Below are 26,244 nucleotides of genomic sequence, written 5' to 3'. Positions count from 1 at the left end.
GATCGGTTTTGCCTTCATCAGCGCCGAGCCGACAATTGTTGCGGCGCCAGAAACGCATCGTGGAAGTAGTTGCGCACGGCCTGCATCGCCGGGCTGAACGCGCGCTCCCGGTGCCAGGCCAGGCCCACGCTCATTGGTGTGACCGGGTCACTGATGGTGACCGTCTCGATACGCTTGCCCTCAAGCGACCAAGGCCGGTGCACCAGGTCCGACAGGATCGCCACGCCGCTGCCGTTGGCGACCATGCTGCGCACGGCCTCCACCGAGCTGGTGCGTACCCGTACACTGGGCCGTTGCCCGGCCTGTTCCCAGTAGCGCATGGCACTTTGCTCGGCCTCATCGACAGTCAGCAGGATGAACGGCTCACAGGCCACATCGGCCAGGCTCACTGCCGAGCGTTCGCACAACGGGTGATGCCCGGGCAGCCACAGCCGGCGTTCGGAGTTGAACAGGGTTTCCGAGACGATGTCGGGGTGGGTGAGGTTGGCGGTGAGTACCACCGCCATGTCGAAACGCCCCTCCAGCAGGCCTTGCTCGATAGCGCTGCGCTCCTGCTCGTACAGCTCCAGGGTTACGTCCGGGTGCCAGTGCTCCAGGCGTTGCAGGTGGTGCGGCAGGAAGTAGCCGATCACTGTGTAACTGGCCGCCAGGCGCAACAGGCCGCTGGCGCGCACGTCCGGTAGCGGGCTGTTCAGCGCGTCGTCGACACTGCGCAGGATGACGTAGGCGCGGTTCAGAAAGTGCCGGCCGGCCTCGGTCAGGCTCATGCCTTGGGCCGAGCGCTGGAACAACAGCACGCCGAGCATCGCTTCAAGCTCCTTGATGGCCGTGGTCACAGCCGACTGGGAGATGTTCAAGTGAATCGCCGCTTGGGAAATCTGGCCGATTTCGGCGGTGGCGACGAAGTAGCGGACCTGGCGCAGGGTCAGTGACACGGTAGGCTCCCGGTGTATCTGTTTTTCAGAAGACACCCTATCTGTTTATAGATCTTCCCAAGGGGGTACAGAGAATCTAACGTGGCATGCATGCAGTCACAAGTGCCAGGAGATGCCGTCATGCAAGCAGTGGATTTCAATTCGGACATGGGTGAGGGCTTTGGCCCCTGGACGATCGGTGATGGCGTCGATAACGAGCTGATGGGCTACATCAGTAGCGCCAACATCGCCACCGGCTTCCATGCCGGTGACCCTGGCACGATGCGCCGCACTGTCGAGCGCGCCAAGGCCCTGGGTGTTGCGGTAGGGGCGCACCCAGGCTTTCGTGACCTGGTCGGTTTCGGTCGCCGGCACATCAATGCTCCGGCGCAGGAGTTGGTCGACGACATGCTCTATCAACTGGGCGCGCTGCGTGAAATTGCCCGCGCCCAAGGCGTGCGCCTGCAGCACATCAAGCCGCACGGGGCGCTGTACATGCACTTGGCGCGTGACCAGGAGGCAGCGCGTTTGCTGGTGGAAAACCTGCGAGTGATCGAGCCCGAGCTGATGCTGTACTGCATGCCGGGTTCGGTGATCTGCCGTATTGCCCAGGAACTGGGACAGCCGGTGGTTCGCGAGTTTTACGCAGACCGCGAGTACGACCTGAGCGGGTCGATCGTGTTCACCCGCAATGTGCGGGGGTATGAGCCCAAGGCTGTCGCCGAGCGCGTCTTGCGCGCTTGCCAACAAGGCGTGGTACGCACCGTCGAAGGCCAGGACCTGGCCATCGAATTCGATTCCATCTGCCTGCACAGTGACACCCCAGGTGCGCTCGACCTGGTCGAGGCCACGCGCAAGGCGCTGGATACGGCCGGCATCGTGGTGCGTGCGCCACGCTGAAACCGTTGGGCATCCGGCAAACTGACAAGCCGCAGCCCGTGCATTTTGTTTTTGCCTGCCTTTCTATAAAGATTCCAAGAAAAGGAACAGTCATGGCCGAACCGCTTGCTACAACCCCGATCCGCTACAGCTTCGGCGCCGACGAGCACCTGTTTGCCGAAGTCAGCGAAAGCATGTCACTGGAGGCCTTTTTCAAGGGTATGGCCGTCACCCGCGCGGTGGAGCGGCTGGCCCTGGATGGCGTGCTGGATGTGTGCCTGGCCAACGCGTCGTTCCAGATTCGCTTCGACCCGGACCGCATCGCCCCCGAGGCGTTGCTTGAGGCCGTGCGCGGCGCCGAAGCGCAGGCGGTGGCGGAGCGTTCGTTGCAGACGCGGATCATCGAGATCCCGGTGTTGTACAACGACCCCTGGACCCATGAAACGCTGATGCGATTTCGCGACCGCCACCAGGACCCGGCCAGCACCGACCTGGAGTACGCCGCACGCATCAACGGCCTGGCCGATGTCGAGGCCTTCATCGCCGCGCACAGCGGCGCGCCGTGGTTCGTGTCGATGGTCGGTTTCGTCGCCGGCCTGCCGTTCATGTTCCAGATGGTCGAGCGCGAGCGGCAGTTGCAGGTGCCCAAGTATTTGCGCCCGCGTACCGACACGCCGAAGCTCACCTTGGGCCATGGCGGCTGCTTTGGCTGTATCTACTCGGTGCGCGGGGCAGGCGGCTACCAGATGTTCGGTGTTACCCCAGCACCGATCTACGACCCGCAGCAAACCTTGAACTACCTGAAGGACCACATGGTGTTCTTCCGCCCGGGCGACATCGTGCAGTTCAAGCCCATTGACCGCCGGGCCTACGACCAGGCGGTGGCGGATGTGGAGGAAGGCCGCTTCGACCTGCGCATTCGCCCGGTGGCGTTTTCTCTGGATGCCTTCCTCGCCGACCCGGTCGGTTACCCCAAATCGTTGCAGGAGGTGCTGGTATGATCAAGGTGCTCAAACCCGGCCTCGCGACTTCCGTGCAGGACCTGGGCCGCGAAGGTTACTACCACCTGGGCATCCCACCGTCCGGCGCACTCGACCAATACGCCTTGAGCGCGGCCAACCACCTGGTGGGCAACCCGGCCGGCGCTGCGGGCCTGGAATGTGCGTTGGTGGGGCCGGAGCTGGAGTTTCAGCAGGACGCACTGGTGGCCGTTTGCGGTGCGCAGATGCCCGCGTTGCTCGATGGCCGCGAGCAGCGGCCGGATACGGCGTTTGCCGTGCGCGCCGGGCAAGTGTTGCGTTTCGGTTTTCCTACCGCAGGTGCTCGGGCCTACCTGGCAGTGGCAGGCGGCATCGACGTGCCCGAAGTACTGGGTAGCCGTTCCACCTACGCGCTGGGGGCCTTGGGCGGCTTTCATGGGCGCAAGTTGATGGCGGGCGACCTGCTACCGGTCGGCGTGCCCAGCGGCAAGACCCGTGCCGGTGCAAGCCTGCCGATGGCCTTGCGTCAGGCCCTGGGTGGCGAGGTGGTGTTGCGGGTGGTGCCTGGGCTGTACTTCCACCGCCTGACCGCACCTGCGGCACAAAGCTTTTTCACCGAAGCCTGGACAGTCGGCTCCGAGGCGGACCGTATTGGCTATCGCTACAAAGGCGGCAGTGCCTTGAGCTTCCAGCCACGGGAGCAGCCGTTCGGTGCTGGGTCGGACCCGTCGAACATCGTCGACAGCTGCTACCCAATCGGCTCGATCCAGGTGCCGGCGGGGTTGGAACCGATCATCCTGCACCGCGATGCTGTGTCCGGTGGCGGTTACGCCATGATCGGCACCGTGATCAGTGCCGACCTTGATTTGATCGGGCAGATGCAGCCTAACCAGCAGGCACGGTTCCTGGCGGTTAGCCTGGAGCAGGCGCTGGAGGCGCGGCGGTCGTACAAGAAGAAGCTTGGTTGCCTGGATAGGCTCTTCGCCTGACGTCGAGGCAAAGCCGCGGTGCTTTTTTGTGGCTGCGGCCTTGCGTCGCGGTAGGGCTGCGCCGCAGCCCTAAAAGATCAGCCTCGCTGCTGGAATCAGCGCCCGCTTTGCGGACCATCGCGGCACAAGGCCGCTCCTACACCGACCGCGTGTGCATGCTGATTTGCTTGCCGGATTGAGCGGCCACTTCAAGGGCCTGGCCGTCCCGCTGCTTGCCCTGGCGCGCCAAGCCTTCCAGCTGCGGTATCAGCATGCCTTCCGGCAAATGCCGCCAGAACCGCCCGGGCATGTGCAGGCGCAAGGCGTCCGGGTTGAGGCGGGCCGGGTTGAAGGTATGGCGGTAGTACGTGCGCCAAAGCTCGGCGCCAGGGTCGTCGGCGTTGCGCGCCCACTGGCGCCAGGCTTCGGGGCACTGGCGCTGGTAATCGAACACTTGACCGTCAAAGCGAATGCCATCCTGTGGTGTAGCGATAAGCCAGCGCAAACGCCCCAGGCGGTCGGCGAAATGCGGGCTGGCACTTTGCAGAATGTCATGCGCCGGCTCGTGATAGGCCACCAGGTCCAGCTGCAAATGCGCGACCAGTTCATCAGGCAACGGCACGAAGCGCACGAACGCATGCAGGTGATGTGCTTCGCGGCTCACCTGCTTGATGCGCCGTTGCAGCTCACTGCCCAACCTGTCACCCGCCAGCATGGCTGTGCGGTCGCCATGGGCGACGCGCCAAAGCACTTCGTACAGCAGGTTCCAACGTTGCTCTCCACGGTAGCGGGAGGCCTGTTCCAGTTGGCTCAGCAAGGCTGCCGGGACTTTGGCGCGAAAAGGGCCGGGGCCTTCCGGGGGCGCAGTCGGCATGGCCAGCAGGTCCGCCATCGGACCTTGCGACCAGGTGACTTCGGACGGGTCGATGCCATGCCCCAACAACACCCGAGCCTGATCGCGCCAAGTGGCGAACAGGTCGTCGCAGTCGAGCGCGATCACCCCCATAACCCCATCTGTACCGGTGCTTGCGGCTCACGCAAACGCGCCCTTAGCAGGCCGCTGCGCAGTTCGGCTTGGGCCGGGCGGTAGTCGCTGGTGACGATGAACGGCCGAGCCTTGTCCAGCACGCAACGCAGCTGGATCAGGTCGTCATAGCGGATACGCCGTTCCCGGCGCAGGGCGACCAGGCGTTGCACACTGCGCAGGCCGATGCCGGGGATGCGTGCCAGTAACGCTGGCTCGGCGCGGTTCACATCCAGCGGGAAGACCTCGCGGTTGGCCAGCGCCCAGGCCAGCTTGGGGTCGATGTCCAGGGCCAGGTTACCGCTCTGGCCCAGCAGCTCGCCAGCCTTGTAGCCATAGCCACGCAGCAGGAAGTCGGCCTGATACAGGCGGTGTTCGCGCAGCAGCGGAGGTGCGGCGAGGGGCACGCTGCCTGGGCTGTCGGGGATCGGGCTGAAGGCGGAGTAGTACACGCGCTTGAGGCCGTAGCCCTGGTAAAGCGACTCGGCATTGCGCAGCAAGGTGCTGTCGTCGGTGCTGTCGGCGCCGACGATGACCTGGGTGCTTTGCCCCGCCGGGGTAAAGCGTGGCGCCTTGGGCTCGTTGGCCACGGCTTGCTGGCCTTGGTGAATCACGCCCATGGCCTGGCGAATGGTGTGCGCCTGTTTTTCCGGCGCCAGGCGTTTGAGGCTGGCGTCGGTCGGCAGCTCGATGTTGACGCTGAGGCGGTCGGCCAGGCGCCCGGCCTGTTCGATCAGCAGCGGGTCGGCGTCGGGAATTGTCTTGAGATGAATGTAGCCGCGGAAGTTGTGTTCTTCGCGCAACAGCCGGGCCACGCGGATCAGCTGCTCCATGGTGTAGTCCGCCGAGCGGATGATGCCAGAGCTGAGGAACAAGCCGCTGATGCAGTTGCGCCGGTAGAAGTCCAGGGTCAGGCGTACCACTTCCTCGGGGCTGAAGCGCGCGCGTGGCACGTTGCTGGAGCGGCGGTTGACACAGTACTGGCAGTCGTACAGGCAGAAGTTGGTGAGCAATACCTTGAGCAGCGATACGCAACGGCCGTCGGGGGTGTAGCTGTGACAGATGCCCATGCCATTGGTGGCCCCCAGGCTGTCGGCACCGCGCGAGTTACGCTTGGGCGCACCGCTGCTGGCGCAGGAAGCGTCGTACTTGGCGGCGTCGGCGAGGATGCCGAGTTTGGCAATGAGTTGCATGGTACTGTCTCGCAATACTGAATATTCATACAGTATTTTGAGATGTGATGGATTGCAAGTGCTTGTGCGCCGGCCATACCTGAGCAAATCCGTCAGCTAAGCTTGTGGCTGAACTTATGGATAGGCACGAGGCACGGGAGAGGTTATGAAGATCACCATCAAGCCGAAACTGGCGCTGGCCGGGCTGGCCTTGGCAATCGGCATGCTCAATGCCCAGGCTGCGGAAACCAGAAAGGTCGATGTGCTGCTGGTGGGCGGCGGCATCATGAGTTCTACCTTGGCCGTGTGGCTCAACGAATTGGAGCCAGGCTGGTCGATGGAGATGGTCGAGCGCCTGGACAAAGTGGCTGAAGAAAGCTCCAACGGCTGGAACAATGCGGGTACCGGCCATTCGGCCCTGGCTGAGTTGAACTACACCCCGGAAAAGGACGGCAAGATCGACATCAGCAAAGCGGTGGAGATCAACGAGTCGTTTCAGATCACCCGGCAGTTCCTTGCTTGGCAGGTGAAGCAGGGGGTGCTGAAGAACCCGCATTCGTTCATCAACACCACCCCGCACATGAGCTTTGTCTGGGGCGATGACAATATCCGCTTTTTGAAGAAGCGCTACGAGGCCCTGCAGGCCAGCCCGCTGTTCAAGCCCATGCAGTACTCCGAAGACCATGAGCAGATTCGCAAGTGGGTACCGCTGATGATGGAGGGCCGCGACCCTAACCAGAAGCTGGCGGTGACCTGGACGCCGATTGGCACCGACGTCAACTTTGGCGAGATCACCCGGCAGTACGTGGGTTATCTGCAGACCCGACCGAACTTCGACCTCAAGCTGTCGAGCGAGGTGCAGGACATTACCCGCAACGGTGACGGTTCCTGGCACGTCGAGTACAAGAACCTCAAGGATGGCAGCAAGGCGGCCACCGATGCCAAGTTCCTGTTCATTGGTGCCGGCGGTGCCGCGTTACCGCTGCTGCAGAAGTCGGGTATCGACGAAGCCAAGGACTATGCCGGTTTCCCGGTCGGCGGCTCGTTCCTGGTCACCGACAACCCGGCCATCGCCCAGCGGCACATGGCCAAGGCCTACGGCATTGCCGCCACCGGTGCGCCGCCCATGTCGGTGCCACACCTGGACACCCGGGTGCTCGATGGCAAGCGCATGATCCTGTTCGGGCCGTTCGCCACATTCTCGACCAAGTTCCTCAAGCAAGGCTCGCTGCTCGACCTGCTTGCCAGTACCAGCGTGCACAACGCTTGGCCGATGGTGCGGGTAGGGGTCCGCGAGTTCGACCTGGTGCAGTACCTGATCGGCCAGGTGTTGCAGTCCGACAATGATCGCTTCGAAGCACTGCGCACCTACTTCCCCGAGGCGAAGAAGGAAGATTGGCGGCTGTGGCAGGCGGGCCAGCGGGTGCAGATCATCAAGAAAGACGAAGCTCTCGGTGGCGTGCTCAAGCTCGGTACCGAGGTGGTGACGTCCAAGGACGGCAGCATCGCCGGCTTGCTGGGGGCCTCGCCTGGTGCTTCGACCGCACCGCCCATCATGCTCGATGTGCTGAACAAGGTGTTCAAGGACAAGGTGGCCTCGCCCGAGTGGCAGGCGAAAATCAAGCAAATCATCCCGTCCTATGGCATTCGCCTGAACGACCACCCGGACCAGGTGCAAAAGGAGTGGGCGTATACCAACGAGGTGCTGCAACTTAGCCCTCCTGCGCCTTAGCCCAGGTGAAGTGGTAGACGTGGTCGGGGGCAGTGGCGCGGCACTGGCCGTTGTCGGCATCGGCACCGACCACATACCACTCGGCCCGCGAGGTCTCGCCCAGCTTGCGGGCCTTGTCGGCGTTGAAACAGCGGCCCAGCTCGGTGGCTGGAACCAATGCGAACGCAGAGGGGTGCTGGCGCAGCCAGTAGGCCGCCGCATCGGCTTTGGGTTGGCCCGTGAAGCCGAAATGCACGATGGGTTGCCGGGCGAACAGCCAATGGCCCTCGCGCCAGTTGACCAGCACCAGTTCAGCACCGTCGGTGGCTTGAGCGGCGTCGCTCATCAGCGTGTCATGCGGGTTGCGGCCTTCCTTGATCGGCTCGACGAAGCCTCGGGCGAACCACAGGGCGAACCATGTCAGGGCTACGGTAGTGAAGGCCCTGCGCCAACCCGGCCGGCGCTGCCACCAGCGCTTGAGCAGCCAAGGCACCAGCGGCGCCATGGCCAGTACCAGGCCAGGCAGGGCCGGGAAGATGTAGAGCTTGCGCTTGCCGCTGCTGAGGCTGAAAAACAGCAGCACCAACGCCACCCAGCCGAGTAACAGCAGGAAGCGGCCATCGCGTTTTTGCAGTTGCCGGCGCCAGGCCGGTATCAGCCAGGGCAGGGCCAGTATCAGGGGCAGCCAGTACTTGGGGATGACCTTGACGAAGAAGTACCAGAACGGCTCGCGATGGTCCCAGGCATTGGCGTAGCGGCTGGCGGTCTGGCGCAACAGGATTTCTTTCAGGTAGGCCAGCTCTGCCGCGCCACCGCCCTGGGCGATCGACACCAACAGTGGCAGCAGCCACACCGCGCAACCGGCCAACAACCACAGCAGCCCCAGGCTCCAGCGCCATCCCTGGCCCGGCATCGCGACCACGCCGTGCCAGCGCTGGCGTACTGCCCAGGCGTAAGGCAGCAGCATCAGCGCCGGGACAAAACCCACACCCTTACTGATGATGCCCAGGCCCATCGCCGCGCAGGCCAGGTAGAACCAGCCCCAGGCGGGCCCCAGCAGCAGGTGGCGCAGCATGCCGTAGAAGCCGAGCGCCACCCACAGGCACAGAAAACTGTCGATCTGCCCGGTGCGCAGGATGCTGTAGCTCTGGTAGGTGGCCAGGAACAGCAAAGCTGCGATTACGCCGATGCGCCGGTTCCACAGGCGCCGCCCGAGGTCATGCAGCACCCAGGTGATGGTCGCCGCCGACAGCAGCCCTGGCAGATAGAGGGCAACCTTGGGTGAGCCGGTCAGGTAGCTGAACAGTGCCACGGTCCACATGAACAACGGTGGCTTGTCGCCGTAGATCTCCGCGGCCCGGTGCGGGATGAACCAGGTGCCGCTCTGCAGCATTTCCAGGGCCACGCCGAGAAAGCGTTCTTCATCGACATTCATTGGCTGGCGCCAGCCGATACCGGCGCCCACCAACAACACGGCGAGGGCGATCAGGGCCAGGCGTTCGGCCGCAAGCGTCTTGAACTTTGGCAAAGGCCTATTCCTTCTGTTCCTGATGGCGGGCAATCAGCTGCAGGTTGCGCAGGTAAACCAGAAAGCCGAAGCTTTGGCCGATGATGAATACCGGGTCCTGGCGGTAGATGGCGTAGGTCAGCAGTAGTGCGCTGCCGAGCATGCTCAGGTACCAGAAACCCACCGGGATCACGCTGCGGCGCTTGAACTCGCTGTACAGCCACTGCAGCACGAAACGCCCGGTGAAAACGGCCTGGCCGGCAAACCCGACGATCAGCCACAGGGTTTCGCGGGTCATCCTTCAAGCTCCTGCGGGTGGCTGTCCAGGCGGGTTCGGCGGATCAGCCACCACACCCCGATCAGGTCGAGGATGCCGACCAGGGCGCGGTCCAGGTTGCCGTATTTGGAGACACCCGCGTGGCGTGGCCGGTGATTGACCGGGTGCACCAGCATGCGGCCGTTGTGGCGCAGGATCAGTGCCGGAATGTAGCGGTGCATGTGGTCGAAGTAGGGCAGGCGCAAGAAGGCTGCACGCTCGATCAGCTTCAGCCCGCAGCCGGTGTCGGGCGTGGCGTCCTTGAGCAGGCGGCTGCGCAGGCCATTGGCGAAGCGCGAGGCCCAGCGTTTGCTGGCGCTGTCACGCCGGTTGACCCGGTGCCCGGCCACCAGCTTGACGCCGCCGGCCAGGCCCTGGTTGGCACGCACCAGGGCCAGCATGCCGGGGATGTCCGCCGGGTCGTTCTGGCCGTCGCCATCCAGGGTCGCCAACCAGTGGCCGCGGGCCGCCTGGGCGGCATGCCACAGAGAGGTGCTCTGGCCCTGCGAGCGTTCGTGACGCAGGATGCGCAATTGCGTGTAGCCCTGGCTTTTCAGTTGCTGCAATACGCTCAAGGTGCGGTCGCTGCTGCCGTCGTCGACCACCAGCACCTCGTAGCGTTCGGCGGTGAGTGCAGCGCGTATCTCCATCAGCAGTGAAGGCAGGTTGTCGACCTCGTTCTTGGCGGGGATCAGTACCGAGAGGTCAAGTGGATCTGTCATGAGGCTACCTGTGATCATGTTGTTATTACGTGGATCAAACCCGGTAGAAATCCCGGTACCAGCCAACGAAAGCGTTGACGCCGTGCTCCAGCGACGTGCCTGGGGAGTAGTCGATCCAGCGTGCCAGTGAGCCGACATCGGCCCAGGTCTCCAGCACGTCGCCCGCTTGTAGCGGCAGGTAGTCGCGCTGGGCCTTGATGCCCAAGGCGGCTTCCAGGCATTCGACGAATTGCAGCAGCCTTACCGGCTGCCCACGGCCGATGTTGAACAGTTGGCAGGGCGGCTGCCCCTCGGTCGGCCGGGGTGGTTTCAGGCGCAGGCGCACGATGCTTTCGACGATGTCGTCGATGTAGGTGAAGTCGCGGCCCATCAGGCCGTTGTTGTAAACCTCGATCGGCCGTCCTTCGAGCATGGCGCGGGTGAACTTGAACAGCGCCATGTCGGGCCGGCCCCAGGGGCCGTAGACGGTGAAAAAGCGCAGGCCGGTGGTTGGTATCCGATACAGGTGCGCGTAGCTGTGCGCCATCAGTTCATTGGCACGCTTGCTGGCGGCGTACAGCGAAACCGGCTGCTCGACCGGGTCATCGATGCTGAACGGCAGCTTGGCATTGGCGCCGTACACCGAGCTGCTGGAGGCGTAGATCAGGTGGCGTGGTGGCTGCTGGCGGCAGGCTTCGAGGATGTTGAGGAAACCGACCAGGTTGGCCTGCCCGTAGGCGCCAGGGTTGTCCAGCGAATAGCGCACCCCGGCCTGGGCCGCCAGGTGGATCACTTCACTGAACGCCTGCCTGGCGAACAGCTGTTGCAGGTCGGCGCTGTTGGCGATATCGAGGGTTTGGAAGCGGAAATTGGCGAAGCCGAACAGCCGTTGCAGGCGCGCCAGTTTCAGCTCGACGCTGTAGTAGGCATTGAGGTTGTCGATGCCGACCACATCGATGCCTGCCTCGCACAGGCGGCGAGCGACATGGAAGCCGATGAAGCCGGCCACGCCGGTAATCAGTACGGGCATGCTGGCTGCACCTGGCCGCGACCAATACCGTAATAGGTGAGGCCGGCGGTGGCCATGTGCTCGGGCTCGAACAGGTTGCGCCCGTCGAATACCACTCGGTCGGCCAATTGTTGCGGCACTTTTTCCAGGTTGAGCACGCGGTAGTCCTGCCACTCGGTGATGATTACCAGCGCATCGGCACCCTCCAGTGCATCGTCCTTGCAGGGCACCAGTTGCAGGTCGGCGCGCGGGCCGTAATGCCGCAGGATTTCTTCCATCGCCTGCGGGTCATGGGCCTGTACCCGCGCGCCAGCGGCCCACAGGGCCTCCAGCAGGACCCGGCTGGAGGCCTCGCGTATGTCGTTGGTGTTGGGCTTGAACGACAACCCCCACAAGGCAAATACCTTGCCCCGCAGGCCACCGGGATAATGCCGCTGGATCTTGCTGAACAACCGGCCCTTTTGATGTTCGTTGACCGACTCCACCGCACGCAGCAACTGCGGCTCGAAGCCTTCAGCCTCGGCGCTGCGGCGCAGGGCTTGCAAGTCCTTGGGGAAGCACGAGCCGCCAAAGCCGCAACCGGCGTAGATGAAGTCATAGCCAATGCGCGGGTCGGAGCCGATGCCACGGCGCACCATCTCGATATCGGCCCCCAGGTACTCGGCCAGGTTGGCGATTTCGTTGATGAAGGAGATCTTGGTCGCCAGCATGCAGTTGGCCGCATACTTGGTCAGCTCGGCGCTGCGCGCATCCATGGTCATAAGCTTTTCGCGGTTGCGGCTGAACGGCAGGTACAGCTCGCGCAGCAATTCCACTTCGGCCGGTTCGGCGCCGCCGATGATGATGCGGTCCGGACGCATGCAATCATCCACGGCCGAGCCTTCCTTGAGAAATTCCGGGTTGCTGATGACCTGGAAACGACTGGTGTCGGCCACGGCCTGGGCTATACGCGATTTGATGCGGTGCACCGTGCCGACTGGCGCGGTGGATTTGTTGACGATCACCTTGGCGCCGTCGGCATGTTCGAGGATGCTGTCGACCACGGCAAAAACGTGCTTCAGGTCGGCGCTGCCATCGGCTTGTGGCGGAGTGCCGACTGCGATGAACTGCAGCCTGGCGAAGTGAACTGCTGCCCTGGCATCCGTGGTGAAACGCAGGCGACCGCAAGCCAGGTTTTTCTCCAGCAGCGGCGCAAGGCCGGGCTCGAAGATCGGGCAATGGCCTGCACTGAGGTTGGCAACTCGTTCGGCATCGACATCCATGCACAACACCGAATGGCCCACCTGGGCCAGGCACACTGCCTGGGTGAGGCCGACATAGCCAGTACCGAAAACCGTGACTTTCATCTAACAGCTCCTTGATAAGAAAGCTGAAAAAAAATGTCACATTGTTGTTTAGGAATTGTTACCCAGCGGATGATTCCGTGGGCTGCGCGGCCGCGATGCCACTTCACCTGGGGAGACCATCTAAACTTACAGACGGCTCGCGGTCATGTGTTTCAACGCGATCCGTAACCCTTGAACCGACCACCGCCTCCCAGGAGCGGATGTCCCTCGCTGGCGATGGCCTTCTTGCAGAGGAGGGCAGGTCATGGACGAGGCAAGGCTTCACGATTTCATGGGCAAGCTGGTGAACGACATGGGCGCAGCGGCGACACTGGCCAATGTCATCCTCGGCGATGAGCTGGGGCTGTACCGGGCCATGGCCGACAGCCAGGCGGTTACCCCCGAGCAACTGGCGGAAAAGACCGGCTGTCATCCGCGGTTGGTGCGCGAATGGTTGAATGCACAGGCGGCATCGGGCTATGTGGTGCATGACAAGGGCCGCTTCGTACTGCCTGAAGAGCAGGCCATGGCCCTGGCGCTGGAGGATTCCCCGGCTTACATGGCCGGCGGTGCAGCCGTGGTGGCGGCGCTGTTCCATGACAAGGACAAGCTGGTAGCCGCCATGCGCGGCGATGGCGGGCTGGCCTGGGGCGACCACCATCCGTGCATGTTCAGCGGCACCGAGCGGTTCTTCCGGCCGGGGTACCGCACCTTTCTGGTGGCCAATTGGCTGCCGGCGCTGGAGGGTGTGGTGGCCAAGCTGCAAGCGGGCGCCAAGGTGGCAGACGTGGGGTGCGGCCATGGTGCCTCGACGCTGGTCATGGCGCAGGCGTTTCCGGCGTCGACCTTCGTGGGGTACGACTATCACGGGCCTTCGATCGTCACCGCCAACCAGCGTGCACGTGAGGCGGGCTTGGTGGAGCGGGTGGGTTTCCAGCAGGCCAGCGCCAAGGACTACCCTGGGCATGACCACGACCTGGTTTGCTTCTTCGACTGCCTGCACGACATGGGTGACCCGGTGGGGGCAGCCAAGCATGCCTATCGTGCTTTGAAACCTGACGGCACGGTGATGTTGGTAGAGCCTTATGCCGAGGACTCGCTGGACGGCAACCTGACGCCGGTCGGGCGGTTGTTCTATGCGGCGTCGACGTTCATCTGCACGCCAAACTCGTTGTCGCAGGAAGTGGGGCTGGGGTTGGGCGCGCAGGCCGGCGAGGCGCGTTTGCGGGCAGTGTTCGAGGAGGCGGGGTTCAGCCGGTTCCGGCGGGCGACGCAGACGCCGTTCAACCTGATTCTGGAGGCCCGCAAGTAGGGGCCTGGCCTGCAAAAGCAGAAGGGGCGCCCTGTTGGCGCCCCTTCTGTTTACGGCTTAGGCTTCAGCGTCCCAAGGACGATCGCCTTTTTCATCTTTGACGCGGGTCGGCAAGCCCATCACATCCAGCGCCTTGAGGAACGGCTCTGCTGGCAGCTCTTCGACGTTGACCATGCGCTTGGCATCCCATTCACCACGGGCAACCAGCAGGGCGGCAGCCACTGGCGGTACACCGGCGGTGTAGGAAATGCCCTGGCTGTCGGTCTCGGCGTAGGCTTCTTCGTGGTCGGCCACGTTGTAGATGAACACTTCGCGCGGCTGGCCATCCTTGGTGCCTTTTACCAGGTCACCGATGCAGGTCTTGCCGGTGTAGCCAGGGGCCAGCGAGGCTGGGTCTGGCAGTACGGCCTTGACCACTTTCAGCGGTACCACTTCCAGGCCTTCGGCGGTTTTCACCGGTTGCTCGCTGAGCAGACCCAGGTTTTTCAGCACGGTGAACACGTTGATGTAGTGCTCGCCGAAGCTCATCCAGAAACGCACGTTCGGCACGTTGAGGTTCTTCGAAATCGAGTGAACTTCATCGTGGCCGGTCAGGTACAGGTTTTGCGAGCCTACCACTGGCAGGTCGTCGGTACGCTTGACCTCGAACATGGTGTTGCTGGTCCACTGGCTGTTCTGCCAGCTCCACACTTGCCCGGTGAACTCGCGGAAGTTGATTTCCGGGTCGAAGTTGGTGGCAAAGTACTTGCCATGCGAACCGGCATTGACGTCGAGGATATCGATCGAATCAATGCTGTCGAAATACTGCTGCTGCGCAAGCTTTGCGTAGCTGTTCACCACACCCGGGTCGAAACCGACGCCGAGAATGGCGGTAATGTTCTTTTGTTGGCACTCTTCGAGGTGTTTCCACTCGTAGTTGCCGTACCACGGCGGGGTCTCGCAAATTTTGCCCGGCTCTTCGTGGATGGCGGTGTCCAGATAGGCGACACCGGTATCGATGCAGGCACGCAGCACCGACATGTTGAGGAAGGCGGAACCCACGTTGATCACGATCTGCGATTCGGTTTCGCGGATCAGTGCCTTGGTCGCCTCGACATCGAGGGCGTTGAGCGAGAAGGCCTGGATGTCGGCGGGTACCTTGAGGCTACCCTTGGCCTTGACGCTGTCGATGATGGCCTGGCATTTGGAGATGTTCCGTGACGCGATAGCGATACGACCCAGTTCGTCGTTATGCTGTGCGCACTTGTGGGCCACCACCTTGGCGACACCTCCTGCACCAATGATAAGAACGTTCTTCTTCAATTTACCCTTTGCTCCTTACTTGGAAAGCCGGTCTTACGACAGGCTGGAAACGTAGTCTTCAAAACCGAACTCGCGGACGACTTCGACGCTGCCGTCGAGTTGCTTGACCACGATGGAAGGCATTTTCAGACCGTTGAACCAGTTTTTCTTGACCATGGTGTACCCCGCCGTGTCGATGAACGACAGGCGATCGCCAATGGCCAACGGACGATCGAATTGGTACTCGCCGAAGATGTCACCGGCCAGGCACGACTTGCCGCAGACCATATAGGTGTGCTCGCCGTCGTTGGGGGCCATCTTGGCGTTGAGGCGGTAAATCAGCAGGTCGAGCAGGTGCGCTTCGATCGAACTGTCGACCACGGCCAGGTGCTTGCCGTTGTACAGGGTGTCGAGCACGGTCACTTCCAGCGAGGCGCTGTTGGTGATGGCGGCTTCGCCGGGTTCCAGGTACACCTGCACACCGTAGGTTTGCGAGAAGGCCTTGAGGCGCGCGCAGAAGGCGTCTACCGCATAATCTTCACCGGTGAAGTGAATGCCGCCACCGAGGCTGACCCACTCGACCTTGTGCAGCAGGTGGCCGAAACGCTCTTCGATGTGCGTGAGCATCTTGTCGAACAGGCCGAAGTCACCGTTCTCGCAGTTGTTGTGGAACATGAAGCCGGAGATCTGTTCGATCACCTGTTCGATCTTGGCCGGGTCCCATTCGCCCAGACGGCTGAACGGGCGGGCCGGGTCGGCCAGCAGGTAGTCGGAGCTGCTGACCTGCGGGTTGACGCGCAGACCACGCACTTTACCTTCGGACTGTTCGGCAAAACGCTGCAGCTGGCCGATCGAGTTGAAGATGATCTTGTCGCAGTTCTCGAGCATCTCCTCGACCTCGTCGTCGGCCCAGGCCACGCTGTAGGCGTGGGTTTCGCCGGCGAACTTCTGGCGGCCGAGCTTGAGCTCGAAGAGGGAGGACGAGGTGGTGCCGTCCATGTACTGCTGCATCAGGTCGAACACCGACCAGGTGGCGAAGCACTTGAGGGCGAGCAGCGCCTTGGCACCGGAGTGTTCACGCACGTAGGCGATCTTCTCCATGTTGCTGAGCAGCTTGGTTTTATCGATGAGGTAATACGGCGTCTTGATCATTTAAAGGCCCCCGGCCAGGCCGGCCAAAAAAAGGACACGCATTGTGCCTTCACTTGCCGCAGACCGAAAGGGTGGGATACGCATTTCGTCAGGGTTGACGCCATTGCGAGGGCAATTTCGGTTGCGGCGGGCCTAGTAGATCAGGTGCATATGACTATCGTAATCACCACCGACAGGTGGCAGCTTCAATCTGCCTGCCGCAACCACGCCTGAATTTGCTCAAGCGTTGCCGTAGCGCCGCCACACACCACCACCAGCACATTCTGGTATTGCGCCAGGGCGCCCGGCGCATACGCTAATGCCAATGCTGCGCCACAGGCGGGTTCCACCAGCAGGCGATGGTCCAGCAGGAATCGCTCACAGGCCTCCAATGCCGCACGATCGGTGACCAGGTGGCTGTGTACCGGGTGTTGCTGTGCGCAGGCTAGCGCCTGATCGGCGACCCGCTTTGCCCCCAGCGAGGTCGCCACCGAGGCGATGCGCTCCAGCTCAACCGAATGCCCCGCCTGAAGGGCCGCGTGCAGCGACGCGGCGCCATTGGTTTCCACCGCCAGCACCGGTACATCACCCCAGCCATTGCGCTGCAGCCCCTCCACCACGCCGCTGAGCAACCCGCCACCGCCTACCGACAGCACCACGGCGTCCGGTTTCACGCCGGCTTCGGCGACTTCATCGATCAGGCTGGCATGCCCGGCCCACAGCAGCGGGTCGTCAAACGGGTGGATAAACGCATCATTCGGCCCTACCAAGGTCTGCGCCAGTGCGTTCGCCTCCTGCCAGGAACTGCCATGCACCACCACGTTGGCGTCTTCCAGGCGCAGCAACTCCTTGGCCCGCTCGGTAGTGGTCTCGGGGACGACCACGGTCACCGGCACACCCAGCTTGCGGCCCGCATAGGCCACCGCCAGGCCGGCGTTGCCGCCCGAGGAAGAGATGAACTGCCGGGCGCCACGGGCTTGATGCACTTCGCAGGCGTGGCCCACCCCACGCAGCTTGAACGAGCCGCAAGGTTGCAGGGCGTCGAGCTTGAGCCAGATGTTTCGGCCCGCGACCAACGACAGCGAGCGGGATTCGATCAGGGGTGTGTGGATATGCAAGGTCATTGGCTGGCTCCGCGCAGTTGTTCAAGGTAGTTGTAAATGGTGTAGCGGGTTACGCCGAGGGCACTGGCGGCCTTTTCCACGCCGCCTTTGACGATGAACAGGCCGCGCTCCTGCATGACCTGTACGGCCTCGACCTTGGCCTGTTTGTTCATCCGGCCCTGGCCGCTGCGTTGCAAGGCAGCCTGAATGATCTCGCTCATCAGCAGTTCCATGTCGGCGGGTTCGTTGACGGCAGGCGTGGCCCCCAGCGGTTGGAACTGCTGGAGAAAGCTCATGGCGGCGTCCAGGCCGGTGACGTCGGTGTTGACGCAGAGGCTGGCGAAGGGGTGGCCGTTGCTGTCGCGAAAGATTGCGGTGGCGCTGCGCAGCGTGCGGCCCTTGAGCGTGGTGGGGTAGTCGGGCAGTACCACCGGCTCGCAGCCATGCTGCTCGGCCGAGGCCTGCATCAGCGCCTTGAAGCCTTGGTCCTGCTCCGGGGCGGCGAGGATCGGGCTGCCGACGCTACGGCCGGAGAGATGGCCGTTGACGATCGCCACCACGGAATGCTCCGGGTGGTCCAGGTCGTGCAGCAGGATTTCCATGTTGCGTGCGGCAACGCTGCCCAAGGCCTGGATGGCGGCTTTGAGCACGGTGAGGGTGAGGTGGCGTTCTTCAGCGGGGGGAATGGGCATGGCAAATTGCACAATTCAACTTTTTGTGCATTTTTACACAAAAAGTTGAATTGTGCGATTTGCTTTTTCAGGCCCATTCGCGGGCAAACCCGCCCCCACAGGATCGCCACAAGCCTTGAGACCTGCGCAGTACCTGTGGGAGCGGGTTTGCCCGCGAATGGGCCGCAAAGCGGCCGCTGTAAATTCAGCCCAGAGCTGGAGTGCGCGGCGGGATCATGCGGCGCGAGCCGGTCGCCTCGAAGGCCGCACCAAAGCTCAGCAGCGCATTGTCGCTGTAGGCTCGGCCGGCAAAGGTCAACCCCACCGGCATGCCGATATCGGCCATCACGCCCATTGGCACGGTCACGGTCGGTACGCCCAGGTGGCGGATCGCCAGGTTACCGTTGGCCACCCAGATGCCGTTGCTCCAGGCGATGTCCGCCGACGCCGGGTTGACGTCGGCGTCAGCCGGGCCAACGTCCGCTACGGTTGGGAACAGCACCGCATCCAGGCCCAGCTTGTCCATCCAGTCTTCCAGGTCCAGCTTGCGGGTCTGCTCCAGGCCGCGCAGGCCATCTGGCAGGGTCTCGATCTGGTCCCAGGTCTTCAGGCCGCGCTTGGCCATGTTGACGTACTCGTCCATGCCCGCCGCCAGGTCGTCCTCGCGGTTGGGCAGGGTGCCTGGGTCGTGTGGGAAAATCTGTGGGCCATCGACATCGGCCAGGCGGTTGAGCTTGGGGTCGTCATTGGCACGCAGGAAGTCGTCGAAGCCCCAGCCCGAAAGCTCCCACAGTTCGTCATGGAGGAACTCCTTGCTGACGATACCGCGGTTGTAAACGGTCGGTGCGCCCGGGCGGTCGCCTTCGCAGTTGGACACCAGCGGGAAGTCCACTTCCAGCACTTGCGCACCGGCCGCTTCCAGGGCCTGGCGCGCTTGCTGCCACAGGTCGATGACCGTGGCGCGGGTGTTGATGCGTTGGCCAGTCGGGCCGCCGATGCCTGGTTTTTCGGAGGTACCGGCCTCGGTGTCGGCATTGATGTACATGCGTGGCACGCCAAAGCGCTTGCCCTTGAGCGCGCTGGCATCTACCGCCAGGTCCAGGTACGACGCCGGGCGCACCTTGGAGGCCGCCGGAATCGGCACCCACGGTTGCAGGCGCCACAGGTCGCCGCGCTTGTCGACGTCATCGGCGACCACCACGTCGAGAATTTCCAGCAGGTCGGCCATGGTGCGTGCATAAGGCACCACCACGTCCATGGTCGGGGTCAGCGGCCAGTTGCCACGCACCGAAATCACCCCGCGCGATGGGGTGTAGGCGCACAGGCCGTTGTTGGACGCCGGGCCACGGCCGCTGGACCAGGTTTCTTCGGCCAGGCCGAAGGCACTGAAGCTGGCGGCGGTGGCGGTGCCGGCGCCGTTGGACGAGCCCGAGGCGAACGGCGCGGTCAGGTAGTTGGCGTTGTAAGGGCTTTCGGCGCGGCCATAGACACCGCGCTGCATGCCACCGTTAGCCATGGGCGGCATGTTGGTCTTGCCCAGGCACACGGCACCCGCGGCGCGCAGGCGCTCGATGGTGAAGGCGTCGCGCTGGGCGACCAGGTTCTTGAAGGCAGGGCTGCCGGAAGCGGCAGTCAGGCCCTTGACCAGGTAGCTGTCTTTGGCAGTGTAGGGAATGCCGTCCAGTGGGCTCAGCACCTGGCCCTTGGCACGGCGGGCGTCGGAGGCCTCGGCCTCTTTCAGCGCCTCCGGGTTGCGTACCACTACGGCGTTCAGGGCCGTGGCCGTGTCGGCGCCATCGTAGGCATCGATACGTGCCAGATAGGCCTTGACCAGCTCGACCGCCGTCGTGCGGCCCGACTCGAGCGCGTCGCGCAGCGCGGCAATGGAAACCTCGGTTACCTCGATCATGCGTTCACCAAAAAAATGTGCAGGTGGGGGCTAGTGCGAGGAGTGTACAAGAAGGGCTTGGTGGGCGCAGGTTTGCGCAGGGGCAAATGGTTTTATGCAGGCGGGCATTGTCGGGGTCGCGCAGCGACCCCGGCCAGCAGTTAATCCAGGTCTGCCGCTGAATGGCGCTCCGGCACCTGGCTGTCTTCATCGCCCCAGGTACGGTTGACACGGGTACCGCGTTGTACCGCCGGGCGCAGGGCAATTTCCTCGGCCCAGCGCTGTACGTTGGGGTATTCGTCAACCGCCAGGAACTCAGCGGCGCCGTACAAGTTGCCGCGCACCAGCTGGCCATACCAAGGCCACACGGCAATGTCGGCGATACTGTACTCCTCGCCGCCCAGGTAGCGGCTCTCGCCCAGACGGCGGTCGAGTACATCCAGTTGACGCTTGGCTTCCATGGTGAAGCGGTTGATGGCGTACTCGAATTTTTCTGGGGCATATACGTAGAAGTGGCCAAAGCCACCGCCCAGGTAGGGTGCAGCGCCCATCTGCCAGAACAGCCAGTTCAGGCTCTCGGTACGTGCAGCTGGCGATTTTGGCAGCAGTGCACCGAACTTGTCCGCCAGGTACAGCAGGATCGAACCCGATTCGAATACCCGTACAGGCGGTTCGACGCTGCGGTCGAGCAGGGCAGGGATCTTCGAGTTGGGGTTGACCTGGACAAAGCCACTGGAAAACTGGTCGCCTTCGCCGATGCGGATCAGCCAGGCATCGTATTCGGCATTGGCGTGGCCCAAGGCGAGCAGTTCTTCAAGGGCAATGGTGACCTTCACCCCATTGGGCGTGGCAAGGGAATACAGCTGCAGCGGGTGCTTGCCTAGCGGTAGCTCCTTGTCGTGAGTCGGGCCGGCAACCGGGCGGTTGATGCTGGCGAACTGGCCGCCGGACGCTGCGTCGTTGCGCCAGACCTTGGGTGGCACGTAGGCGGGCTTGCTCATGCATGAATCTCCTTCATTGGCGCGAAACGGTCACGTAAGACGTGGACCTGCATCTATGCCACGGGTTCGACGCAATGCGCAAATGCATAGGGCGCAAGCGCGACATGCATGACGGCGTTTTCATCCAGTTTTCATCCGGCACAGGCCCGGCCGGTTTTATGCTGGGCCATCACTTCGCCCTGCAAGGAACCGCCGGCCGATGACCATTCCTCGCTGCTTGTTGGCGCTGGCTCTGCTCGGCGGCCTGTTGGCCCGCGCCGAAGCCGCGCCCTGGGTTGCCGGCCTGCACCACATGACCCTGGCCGACCCGGTCGATAGCCGCCCGATGCAAGCGTTGGCGTTCTACCCGGCCAATGGCGCAACCCGGAGCAGCCGCATAGATGGGTACCCGGTCGAAGTGGCCGAAGAAGCGCCCGTTGCCATGGGCCGGTTCCCGTTACTGGTACTGTCTCACGGCAATAACGGCAGCCCGTTGGCCTTGCACTACCTTGCCACGTCGTTGGCGCGCCAAGGGTTCGTGGTGGTCGCGGTGGTGCACCCAGGGGACAACGCGCGCGACCACAGTCGCCTGGGCACCCTGAGCAATCTTTATGGGCGGCCGCTGCAAGTCAGCGCCGCCATTAGCGCTGCACGCGATGATGCCGTGGTCGGGCCCTATCTGAATGAAGGCAAGGTGGGCGTGATCGGCTACTCGGCAGGCGGCGAAACCGCGTTGATCCTGTCTGGCGCGCGCCCTGATCTGGATCGGTTGCGTCAGTATTGCCTAGAGCGCCCGAATGACGCTGACGCCTGCAAGACCCACGGCATACTGATCGCCGACCGCAGCGAGCTCGCGCCTGAGGCTGATCCGCGAGTGGGTGCCGTGATGTTGATGGCGCCGCTAAGCCTATTGTTCGGTCGTCATGCACTGGCCGGGGTGCAGATACCCGCGCTGATCTACAGCGGCGACAGCGATCAACTGGTGGCCGTGGACCGAAATGCCGAAGCCTTGGCCCGCAAGCTGCCAGTCACGCCAGACTATCGCCTGTTGGCCGGTGCCGGGCATTTCGTGTTCATGGCCCATTGCGATGCCGAGCAATATGCGCGGATGCCGGCGCTGTGCAAGGACGCCGACGGCGTCGACAGGCGGCATATCCATCGCTCGCTGCAACGTGAAACGGCAGCATTTTTCAGCCAGGCTTTGGGGGCACCAGAGCCCGCCGAACGCTCAGCTGCGACGGGCACGCCGCGCCAGCAGCAACGTTAGGCCGACCCCGGCCAGGGCGAGCAGGGCCGCCACGCAGAAAATCGAGGCATAGCCCAGGTGCACGGCTACGGCCCCCATCACGGGGCCGGCGATGGCCAGCGCCATGTCGAAGAACACCGCATAGGCACCCAACCCCGCGCCGCGGCTGCTGCTGGGCACCTGCTTGATCGCCTCCACGCCCAGTGCCGGGTACACCAGCGAGAGCCCGAAACCGGTCAGCCCGGCGCCAACCAGCGCCCAGGGCGGCGAGGGCGCCAGCCACAGCAGGCACAGGCCGAGCACTTCGGTGGCCATGCAGGCTACTGCCACGTTGTAGCCACCAAAGCGGTTGACCGCGTTGACGAACAGCAGCCGCGAAATGATGAAGCACACACCGAACGCACTCAGGCACCAGGCCGCGCCTGCCCAGCCGCGCTCGAGGTAGTAGAGGGTAACGAAGGTGGTCAGGGTGCCGTAGCCGATCGAGGCCAAGGTCAGGCCCAGGCCACACGGCGCAACCCGGCCGAACGCTGACCAGAAGGGCAGACGCTCGCCGCGTACCACTACCACGTCGGGGCGCTTGCGCAGCACCAGCAGAGCAAGGGTTGCCAGTACCAGCAAGGTCGGCCCCAGTACGCTGAAGTCCAGCCCGTCCACGGCCAGTACGCCCAGCGGTGCACCGATGGCGATAGCGCCATAGGAGGCGATACCGTTCCATGAGATCACCCTGGCCGTGTGCTCGGGGCCGACCTGGCTGATGCCCCAGCTCAAGGTGGCCACCCCGATCAACCCTTGGGCGACACCCAGTAGCAAACGCCCGCCGAGTAACAGGGTCAGGCTCAGCAGTGGGGCGCTCAAGGTCCAGGCCGAGAACAACGTCAGCACACCGCAACCGGCAATCCCCAACAGGCCGAAGCGGATGGCCCGTTTACCACCCAAGGTGTCCGCCACCTTCCCCGCAAACGGGCGGCTAAGCAGCGTGGCCAGGTATTGCAGGCCAATCGTTACCCCAGCGATCACTGCGCCAAAGCCGAGTTGGTCGTGCACATAGCTGGGCAGTACTGCAATCGGCAAGCCGATGCAGAGGAAGGCAATGAAGGTGTAGAAAACGATCGACAGGATCTGCAGTGTGATGTGCAGCGTATTGCTGGTGGGGGCGGGTTGTTGCGCGGTCATGGGCTCTTCGCGGGCGGGCGGTTGGGCGTGGCCCATCATGGCCGCTGCGCGAAATAAATGAAAGCAGGCTAACGAATTATTCGTCGGGGGATACCCACCTTCAGGATTGGTAGCAGGTACTTCACCTGTAGGAGCAGCCTTGTGCTGCCAAGAGGCCGGCCCAGCCACCTCAGATGGCCAGGCCTTACCCGTCAATCAGACCAATACGCCCTGGCTACGCAGGTAATCGTCATAGGTACCGCTGAAGTCCACCACGCCATCGGGCGACAGCTCGATGATGCGCGTGGCCAGCGACGACACGAATTCGCGGTCGTGGCTGACGAACAGCAGGGTGCCTGGGTAGTTTTCCAGCGCCAGGTTCAGCGCCTCGATCGATTCCATGTCCAGGTGGTTGGTCGGCTCGTCCATTACCAGCACGTTCGGCTTCTGCAGGATCAGCTTGCCGAACAGCATGCGACCTTGCTCACCACCGGAAATCACCTTCACCGACTTGAGGATTTCGTCGTTGGAGAACAGCATCCGCCCCAAGGTGCCGCGGATCACTTGCTCGCCGGAGGTCCACTGGCCCATCCAGTCGAACAGGCTCAGGTCGTCTTCGAAGTCGTGGGCGTGGTCCTGGGCGTAGTAGCCCACCTCAGCGCTGTCGGTCCACTTCACCGAGCCTGCATCCGGGGTCATTTCGCCAACCAGGGTGCGCAGCAGGGTGGTTTTGCCAATACCGTTGGGGCCGATGATTGCAACGCGCTCGCCCGCTTCGACGGTAATGTCGAAGTTCTTGAACAGCACCTTGTCGTCGAAGGCTTTGGCCATTTTTTCGACGACCACTGCCTGGCGGTGCAGCTTTTTCGTCTGCTCGAAGCGAATGAACGGGCTGACGCGGCTGGACGGCTTGACCTCGGCCAGTTGAATCTTGTCGATCTGCTTGGCACGCGAAGTCGCCTGCTTGGCTTTCGAGGCGTTGGCCGAGAAGCGGCTGACGAAGGTCTGCAGCTCGGCGATCTGGGCCTTTTTCTTGGCGTTGTCCGACAGCAGTTGCTCACGCGACTGGGTGGCCGCGGTCATGTACTCGTCATAGTTGCCAGGGAACAGGCGCAGTTCGCCGTAATCCAGGTCAGCCATGTGGGTGCAGACGCTGTTGAGGAAGTGCCGGTCGTGGGAAATGATGATCATGGTGCTGTTACGCGCCGTGAGGATCGTTTCCAGCCAGCGAATGGTGTTGATGTCCAGGTGGTTGGTCGGTTCGTCGAGCAGCAGCACGTCCGGGTCCGAGAACAGCGCCTGGGCCAGCAGTACACGCAGCTTCCAGCCCGGTGCCACTTCGCTCATCGGGCCGAAGTGCTGCTCCAGCGGAATACCCAGGCCCAGCAGCAGTTCACCGGCACGGGATTCGGCGGTGTAGCCGTCCATTTCAGCGAATTCGGTTTCCAGCTCGGCGACGGCCATGCCGTCTTCCTCGGTCATTTCCGGCAGCGAGTAGATACGGTCACGCTCGGCCTTGACCTTCCACAATTGGCCGTGGCCCATGATCACCGTGTCGATCACGGTGAATTCCTCGTAGGCGAACTGGTCTTGGCGCAGTTTACCCAGGCGGGTGTTCGGCTCGAGCATGACCTGGCCACCGGACGGCTCCAGGTCACCGCCAAGGATTTTCATGAAGGTCGACTTGCCGCAACCGTTGGCGCCGATCAGGCCGTAGCGGTTGCCGTTGTTGAATTTGACGGAAACGTTTTCGAACAGCGGCTTGGAGCCGAACTGCATGGTGATATTAGCGGTGGAGATCAAAGGGCTTACCTATCAGTAACTTACGACGCTGGGCTTTCAGCTGATACCGATTTGATACCAATCTTGAGGTTTTCCAGCTCGCTCCAGTCGGAGCTTGAGTTAAGCCAACGGGCATACGTCGACAGCAGCATCTGAACGCTGTGACCCAGCTGTTGGGCGATAAATGCGGGGTTGAGGCCGGACATTGAGCGTATTGTCGCATAGGTGTGACGGCAGTTGTATGGGGGCGACGCCTGATCCCCAATTCATTCAGCTCGGGCACCCACGGTTTTACGTATTCGGCATTGATAGGGGCCGATCAATCGGGAGGATCAGTCCGGCGCCCTGATTACGCACATTGCCGACGGCAGTGCTCACCCGATACCACTCGAAGGCCTCGGCCGGTTCGCTTAGGTTGAGCACCAGTTGCTCTGCATGCTCGCTTGGCATGCCCGCCGCGATCCACTCGCATGCCAGTTCTGGCGAAAGCACGACAGGCCTGCGGTCGTGCACGTCAACCATTCCTCCCTGGGCGTCGGCGGTAATGATCACGAAGCCGTCGTGCTCGTTGCCAGCAAACTGGCCGATGGACGCGCAAAGGGCAGGGCGCCCGTCACGCCGATGGATGAAGTACGGCTGCTTCTTCGGGCCGCCTTCATCTTTCCACTCAAACCATCCGTCCACTGGCGTGATTGCCCGGTGTGGCCAGATCGCACGGAAGAACGCGCCGTGCGCCACCTTTTCGACCCGAGCATTGATCGGCGCAGCACGGTCAGTCGCCCAGTGCGGCCGCCATCCCCACCTCACCAAGTCAGCGCGCGGGCCTGCATCATCCTCCCGCAGCACTGCCACCGGCATGGTCGGCGCGACGTTGTACCGTCCGAGCGCCTGGTCGCCGACATTGTTGCGCCAGGCCTCTGGCATGCTCAGGGTCTCAACGAAGTCATGGATCCCGCGGTACTGGCTCAGCCTTCCGCACATTCCCATTCCTCCTACTGGAGCACAAAGGATAGCCCGCCGGGCGGTGCTGGCCTGCGCGCAATAGTTTTTGAGCCGGCTGGAAATGGCTGCACGTTGAGACGCAGGTTATCTGGAGCCACGGGTAGCAGCCATTTGCCCCATGGCAGGCTCGTCAAACGGGTGGGCCTTCTGCACAATGAGGCCGTGCAGGTAGTGCAGCGTGGTTTAT

The 26,244-nt window shown here is 63.1% G+C and carries 23 protein-coding genes and 1 pseudogene; 6 read left to right on the top strand and 18 right to left on the bottom strand.

Annotated features, from left to right (window positions below; all coding sequences use genetic code 11):
• Positions 1 to 17: 17 nt before the first annotated feature.
• Positions 18 to 935, bottom strand: coding sequence for a LysR family transcriptional regulator (locus ACNQP3_RS15015; RefSeq protein ID WP_012272494.1), 918 nt, complete (start codon positions 933 to 935; stop codon positions 18 to 20).
• A 120-nt stretch (positions 936 to 1,055) separates the two neighbouring features.
• On the opposite strand from ACNQP3_RS15015, the gene ACNQP3_RS15010 reads away from it, so the two are divergent.
• The 3 genes from ACNQP3_RS15010 to ACNQP3_RS15000 all read left to right on the top strand — a co-directional run bounded on the left by ACNQP3_RS15010 (position 1,056) and on the right by ACNQP3_RS15000 (position 3,762).
• Entirely contained in the window at positions 1,056 to 1,814 is a 759-nt protein-coding gene (locus ACNQP3_RS15010) for a 5-oxoprolinase subunit PxpA (RefSeq protein WP_012272493.1), read from the top strand.
• A gap of 92 nt (positions 1,815 to 1,906) precedes the next feature.
• Positions 1,907 to 2,794, top strand: coding sequence for a 5-oxoprolinase subunit B family protein (locus ACNQP3_RS15005; protein WP_012272492.1), 888 nt, complete (start codon positions 1,907 to 1,909; stop codon positions 2,792 to 2,794).
• The gene (locus tag ACNQP3_RS15000; protein WP_060493706.1) at positions 2,791 to 3,762 is read left to right on the top strand and encodes a biotin-dependent carboxyltransferase family protein; all 972 of its coding nucleotides are present in this window, start codon (positions 2,791 to 2,793) and stop codon (positions 3,760 to 3,762) included. The genes ACNQP3_RS15005 and ACNQP3_RS15000 overlap by 4 nt, the downstream gene beginning before the upstream one ends.
• A gap of 136 nt (positions 3,763 to 3,898) precedes the next feature.
• Here ACNQP3_RS15000 and ACNQP3_RS14995 read toward each other — a convergent pair whose 3' ends face one another.
• Both ACNQP3_RS14995 and ACNQP3_RS14990 read right to left on the bottom strand, forming a co-directional pair.
• The gene (locus ACNQP3_RS14995) at positions 3,899 to 4,747 is read right to left on the bottom strand and encodes a TIGR03915 family putative DNA repair protein (protein ID WP_264316138.1); all 849 of its coding nucleotides are present in this window, start codon (positions 4,745 to 4,747) and stop codon (positions 3,899 to 3,901) included.
• Entirely contained in the window at positions 4,738 to 5,958 is a 1,221-nt protein-coding gene (locus tag ACNQP3_RS14990) for a putative DNA modification/repair radical SAM protein (protein WP_012272483.1), read from the bottom strand. Before ACNQP3_RS14990 ends, ACNQP3_RS14995 begins: the two co-directional genes overlap by 10 nt.
• A 145-nt stretch (positions 5,959 to 6,103) precedes the next feature.
• On the opposite strand from ACNQP3_RS14990, the gene mqo reads away from it, so the two are divergent.
• Positions 6,104 to 7,669, top strand: a complete 1,566-nt coding sequence (gene mqo, locus ACNQP3_RS14985) for a malate dehydrogenase (quinone) (RefSeq protein WP_060514120.1) — start codon at positions 6,104 to 6,106, stop codon at positions 7,667 to 7,669.
• Here mqo and ACNQP3_RS14980 read toward each other — a convergent pair.
• From ACNQP3_RS14980 to ACNQP3_RS14960, 5 genes are read right to left on the bottom strand one after another with little or no spacing between them, the layout of a single operon-like run.
• A complete protein-coding gene (locus ACNQP3_RS14980; protein ID WP_069942497.1) occupies positions 7,650 to 9,176 on the bottom strand; it encodes an ArnT family glycosyltransferase in 1,527 nt (508 codons plus the stop codon). The genes mqo and ACNQP3_RS14980 overlap by 20 nt on opposite strands.
• A gap of 4 nt (positions 9,177 to 9,180) precedes the next feature.
• On the bottom strand, positions 9,181 to 9,453 hold the full coding sequence (locus ACNQP3_RS14975) for a lipid-A-disaccharide synthase N-terminal domain-containing protein (RefSeq protein ID WP_012272480.1): 273 nt from the start codon (positions 9,451 to 9,453) through the stop codon (positions 9,181 to 9,183).
• Entirely contained in the window at positions 9,450 to 10,193 is a 744-nt protein-coding gene (locus ACNQP3_RS14970; RefSeq protein ID WP_012272479.1) for a glycosyltransferase family 2 protein, read from the bottom strand. The genes ACNQP3_RS14975 and ACNQP3_RS14970 overlap by 4 nt, the downstream gene beginning before the upstream one ends.
• Before the next feature lie 34 nt (positions 10,194 to 10,227).
• A complete protein-coding gene (locus ACNQP3_RS14965) occupies positions 10,228 to 11,202 on the bottom strand; it encodes an NAD-dependent epimerase/dehydratase family protein (RefSeq protein ID WP_012272478.1) in 975 nt (324 codons plus the stop codon).
• Positions 11,190 to 12,527, bottom strand: a complete 1,338-nt coding sequence (locus tag ACNQP3_RS14960; protein WP_060493711.1) for a UDP-glucose dehydrogenase family protein — start codon at positions 12,525 to 12,527, stop codon at positions 11,190 to 11,192. Before ACNQP3_RS14960 ends, ACNQP3_RS14965 begins: the two co-directional genes overlap by 13 nt.
• A gap of 244 nt (positions 12,528 to 12,771) precedes the next feature.
• On the opposite strand from ACNQP3_RS14960, the gene ACNQP3_RS14955 reads away from it, so the two are divergent.
• On the top strand, positions 12,772 to 13,818 hold the full coding sequence (locus tag ACNQP3_RS14955; protein ID WP_060493712.1) for a class I SAM-dependent methyltransferase: 1,047 nt from the start codon (positions 12,772 to 12,774) through the stop codon (positions 13,816 to 13,818).
• A gap of 57 nt (positions 13,819 to 13,875) precedes the next feature.
• On the opposite strand, the gene ACNQP3_RS14950 is transcribed toward ACNQP3_RS14955, so the two are convergent.
• The 6 genes from ACNQP3_RS14950 to yghU all read right to left on the bottom strand — a co-directional run bounded on the left by ACNQP3_RS14950 (position 13,876) and on the right by yghU (position 20,893).
• Positions 13,876 to 15,120 carry a saccharopine dehydrogenase family protein gene (locus tag ACNQP3_RS14950; protein ID WP_016394970.1) on the bottom strand — a complete coding sequence of 415 codons (1,245 nt, stop codon included), beginning with the start codon at positions 15,118 to 15,120 and terminating at the stop codon, positions 13,876 to 13,878.
• A gap of 33 nt (positions 15,121 to 15,153) precedes the next feature.
• Positions 15,154 to 16,251: a carboxynorspermidine decarboxylase gene (locus ACNQP3_RS14945; RefSeq protein ID WP_060493713.1), complete on the bottom strand. Its 1,098-nt coding sequence runs from the start codon at positions 16,249 to 16,251 to the stop codon at positions 15,154 to 15,156.
• 185 nt (positions 16,252 to 16,436) lie between these two features.
• Positions 16,437 to 17,354 (bottom strand): pyridoxal-phosphate dependent enzyme, encoded by a 918-nt coding sequence (locus ACNQP3_RS14940; RefSeq protein WP_060514123.1) that lies wholly within the window; start codon positions 17,352 to 17,354, stop codon positions 16,437 to 16,439.
• Positions 17,351 to 18,025: a helix-turn-helix transcriptional regulator gene (locus tag ACNQP3_RS14935; RefSeq protein ID WP_060493715.1), complete on the bottom strand. Its 675-nt coding sequence runs from the start codon at positions 18,023 to 18,025 to the stop codon at positions 17,351 to 17,353. Before ACNQP3_RS14935 ends, ACNQP3_RS14940 begins: the two co-directional genes overlap by 4 nt.
• 184 nt (positions 18,026 to 18,209) lie before the next feature.
• Positions 18,210 to 19,913 carry an amidase gene (locus ACNQP3_RS14930; RefSeq protein ID WP_060493716.1) on the bottom strand — a complete coding sequence of 568 codons (1,704 nt, stop codon included), beginning with the start codon at positions 19,911 to 19,913 and terminating at the stop codon, positions 18,210 to 18,212.
• Between the two features lie 140 nt (positions 19,914 to 20,053).
• Complete coding sequence (yghU, locus tag ACNQP3_RS14925) at positions 20,054 to 20,893, bottom strand: glutathione-dependent disulfide-bond oxidoreductase (protein WP_012272471.1); 840 nt, start codon at positions 20,891 to 20,893, stop codon at positions 20,054 to 20,056.
• Between the two features lie 199 nt (positions 20,894 to 21,092).
• Between yghU and ACNQP3_RS14920 the strand changes: the two genes are divergently transcribed.
• Positions 21,093 to 22,139: an alpha/beta hydrolase family protein gene (locus ACNQP3_RS14920; RefSeq protein WP_012272470.1), complete on the top strand. Its 1,047-nt coding sequence runs from the start codon at positions 21,093 to 21,095 to the stop codon at positions 22,137 to 22,139.
• Here ACNQP3_RS14920 and ACNQP3_RS14915 read toward each other — a convergent pair.
• From ACNQP3_RS14915 to ACNQP3_RS14900, 4 genes and pseudogenes are all read right to left on the bottom strand, one after another.
• Entirely contained in the window at positions 22,101 to 23,294 is a 1,194-nt protein-coding gene (locus ACNQP3_RS14915; RefSeq protein WP_012272469.1) for an MFS transporter, read from the bottom strand. The two genes, ACNQP3_RS14920 and ACNQP3_RS14915, sit on opposite strands and share 39 nt — an antisense overlap.
• 195 nt (positions 23,295 to 23,489) lie before the next feature.
• The gene (locus ACNQP3_RS14910; RefSeq protein ID WP_012272468.1) at positions 23,490 to 25,076 is read right to left on the bottom strand and encodes an ABC-F family ATPase; all 1,587 of its coding nucleotides are present in this window, start codon (positions 25,074 to 25,076) and stop codon (positions 23,490 to 23,492) included.
• Between the two features lie 20 nt (positions 25,077 to 25,096).
• Positions 25,097 to 25,362, bottom strand: a pseudogene (locus ACNQP3_RS14905) (site-specific integrase); the annotation flags it as partial.
• Positions 25,347 to 26,036, bottom strand: coding sequence for an SOS response-associated peptidase (locus ACNQP3_RS14900; RefSeq protein WP_069942563.1), 690 nt, complete (start codon positions 26,034 to 26,036; stop codon positions 25,347 to 25,349). The gene ACNQP3_RS14900 and the pseudogene ACNQP3_RS14905, both read right to left, overlap by 16 nt.
• Positions 26,037 to 26,244: the final 208 nt, after the last annotated feature.

This window comes from Pseudomonas sp. LFS074 (genome assembly GCF_047978165.1).
In the GTDB taxonomy this organism is placed as follows: domain Bacteria; phylum Pseudomonadota; class Gammaproteobacteria; order Pseudomonadales; family Pseudomonadaceae; genus Aquipseudomonas; species Aquipseudomonas putida_P.
The sequence above is the reverse complement of the archived record's forward strand: the minus strand, read 5'-3'. Positions and strand labels throughout refer to the sequence as shown.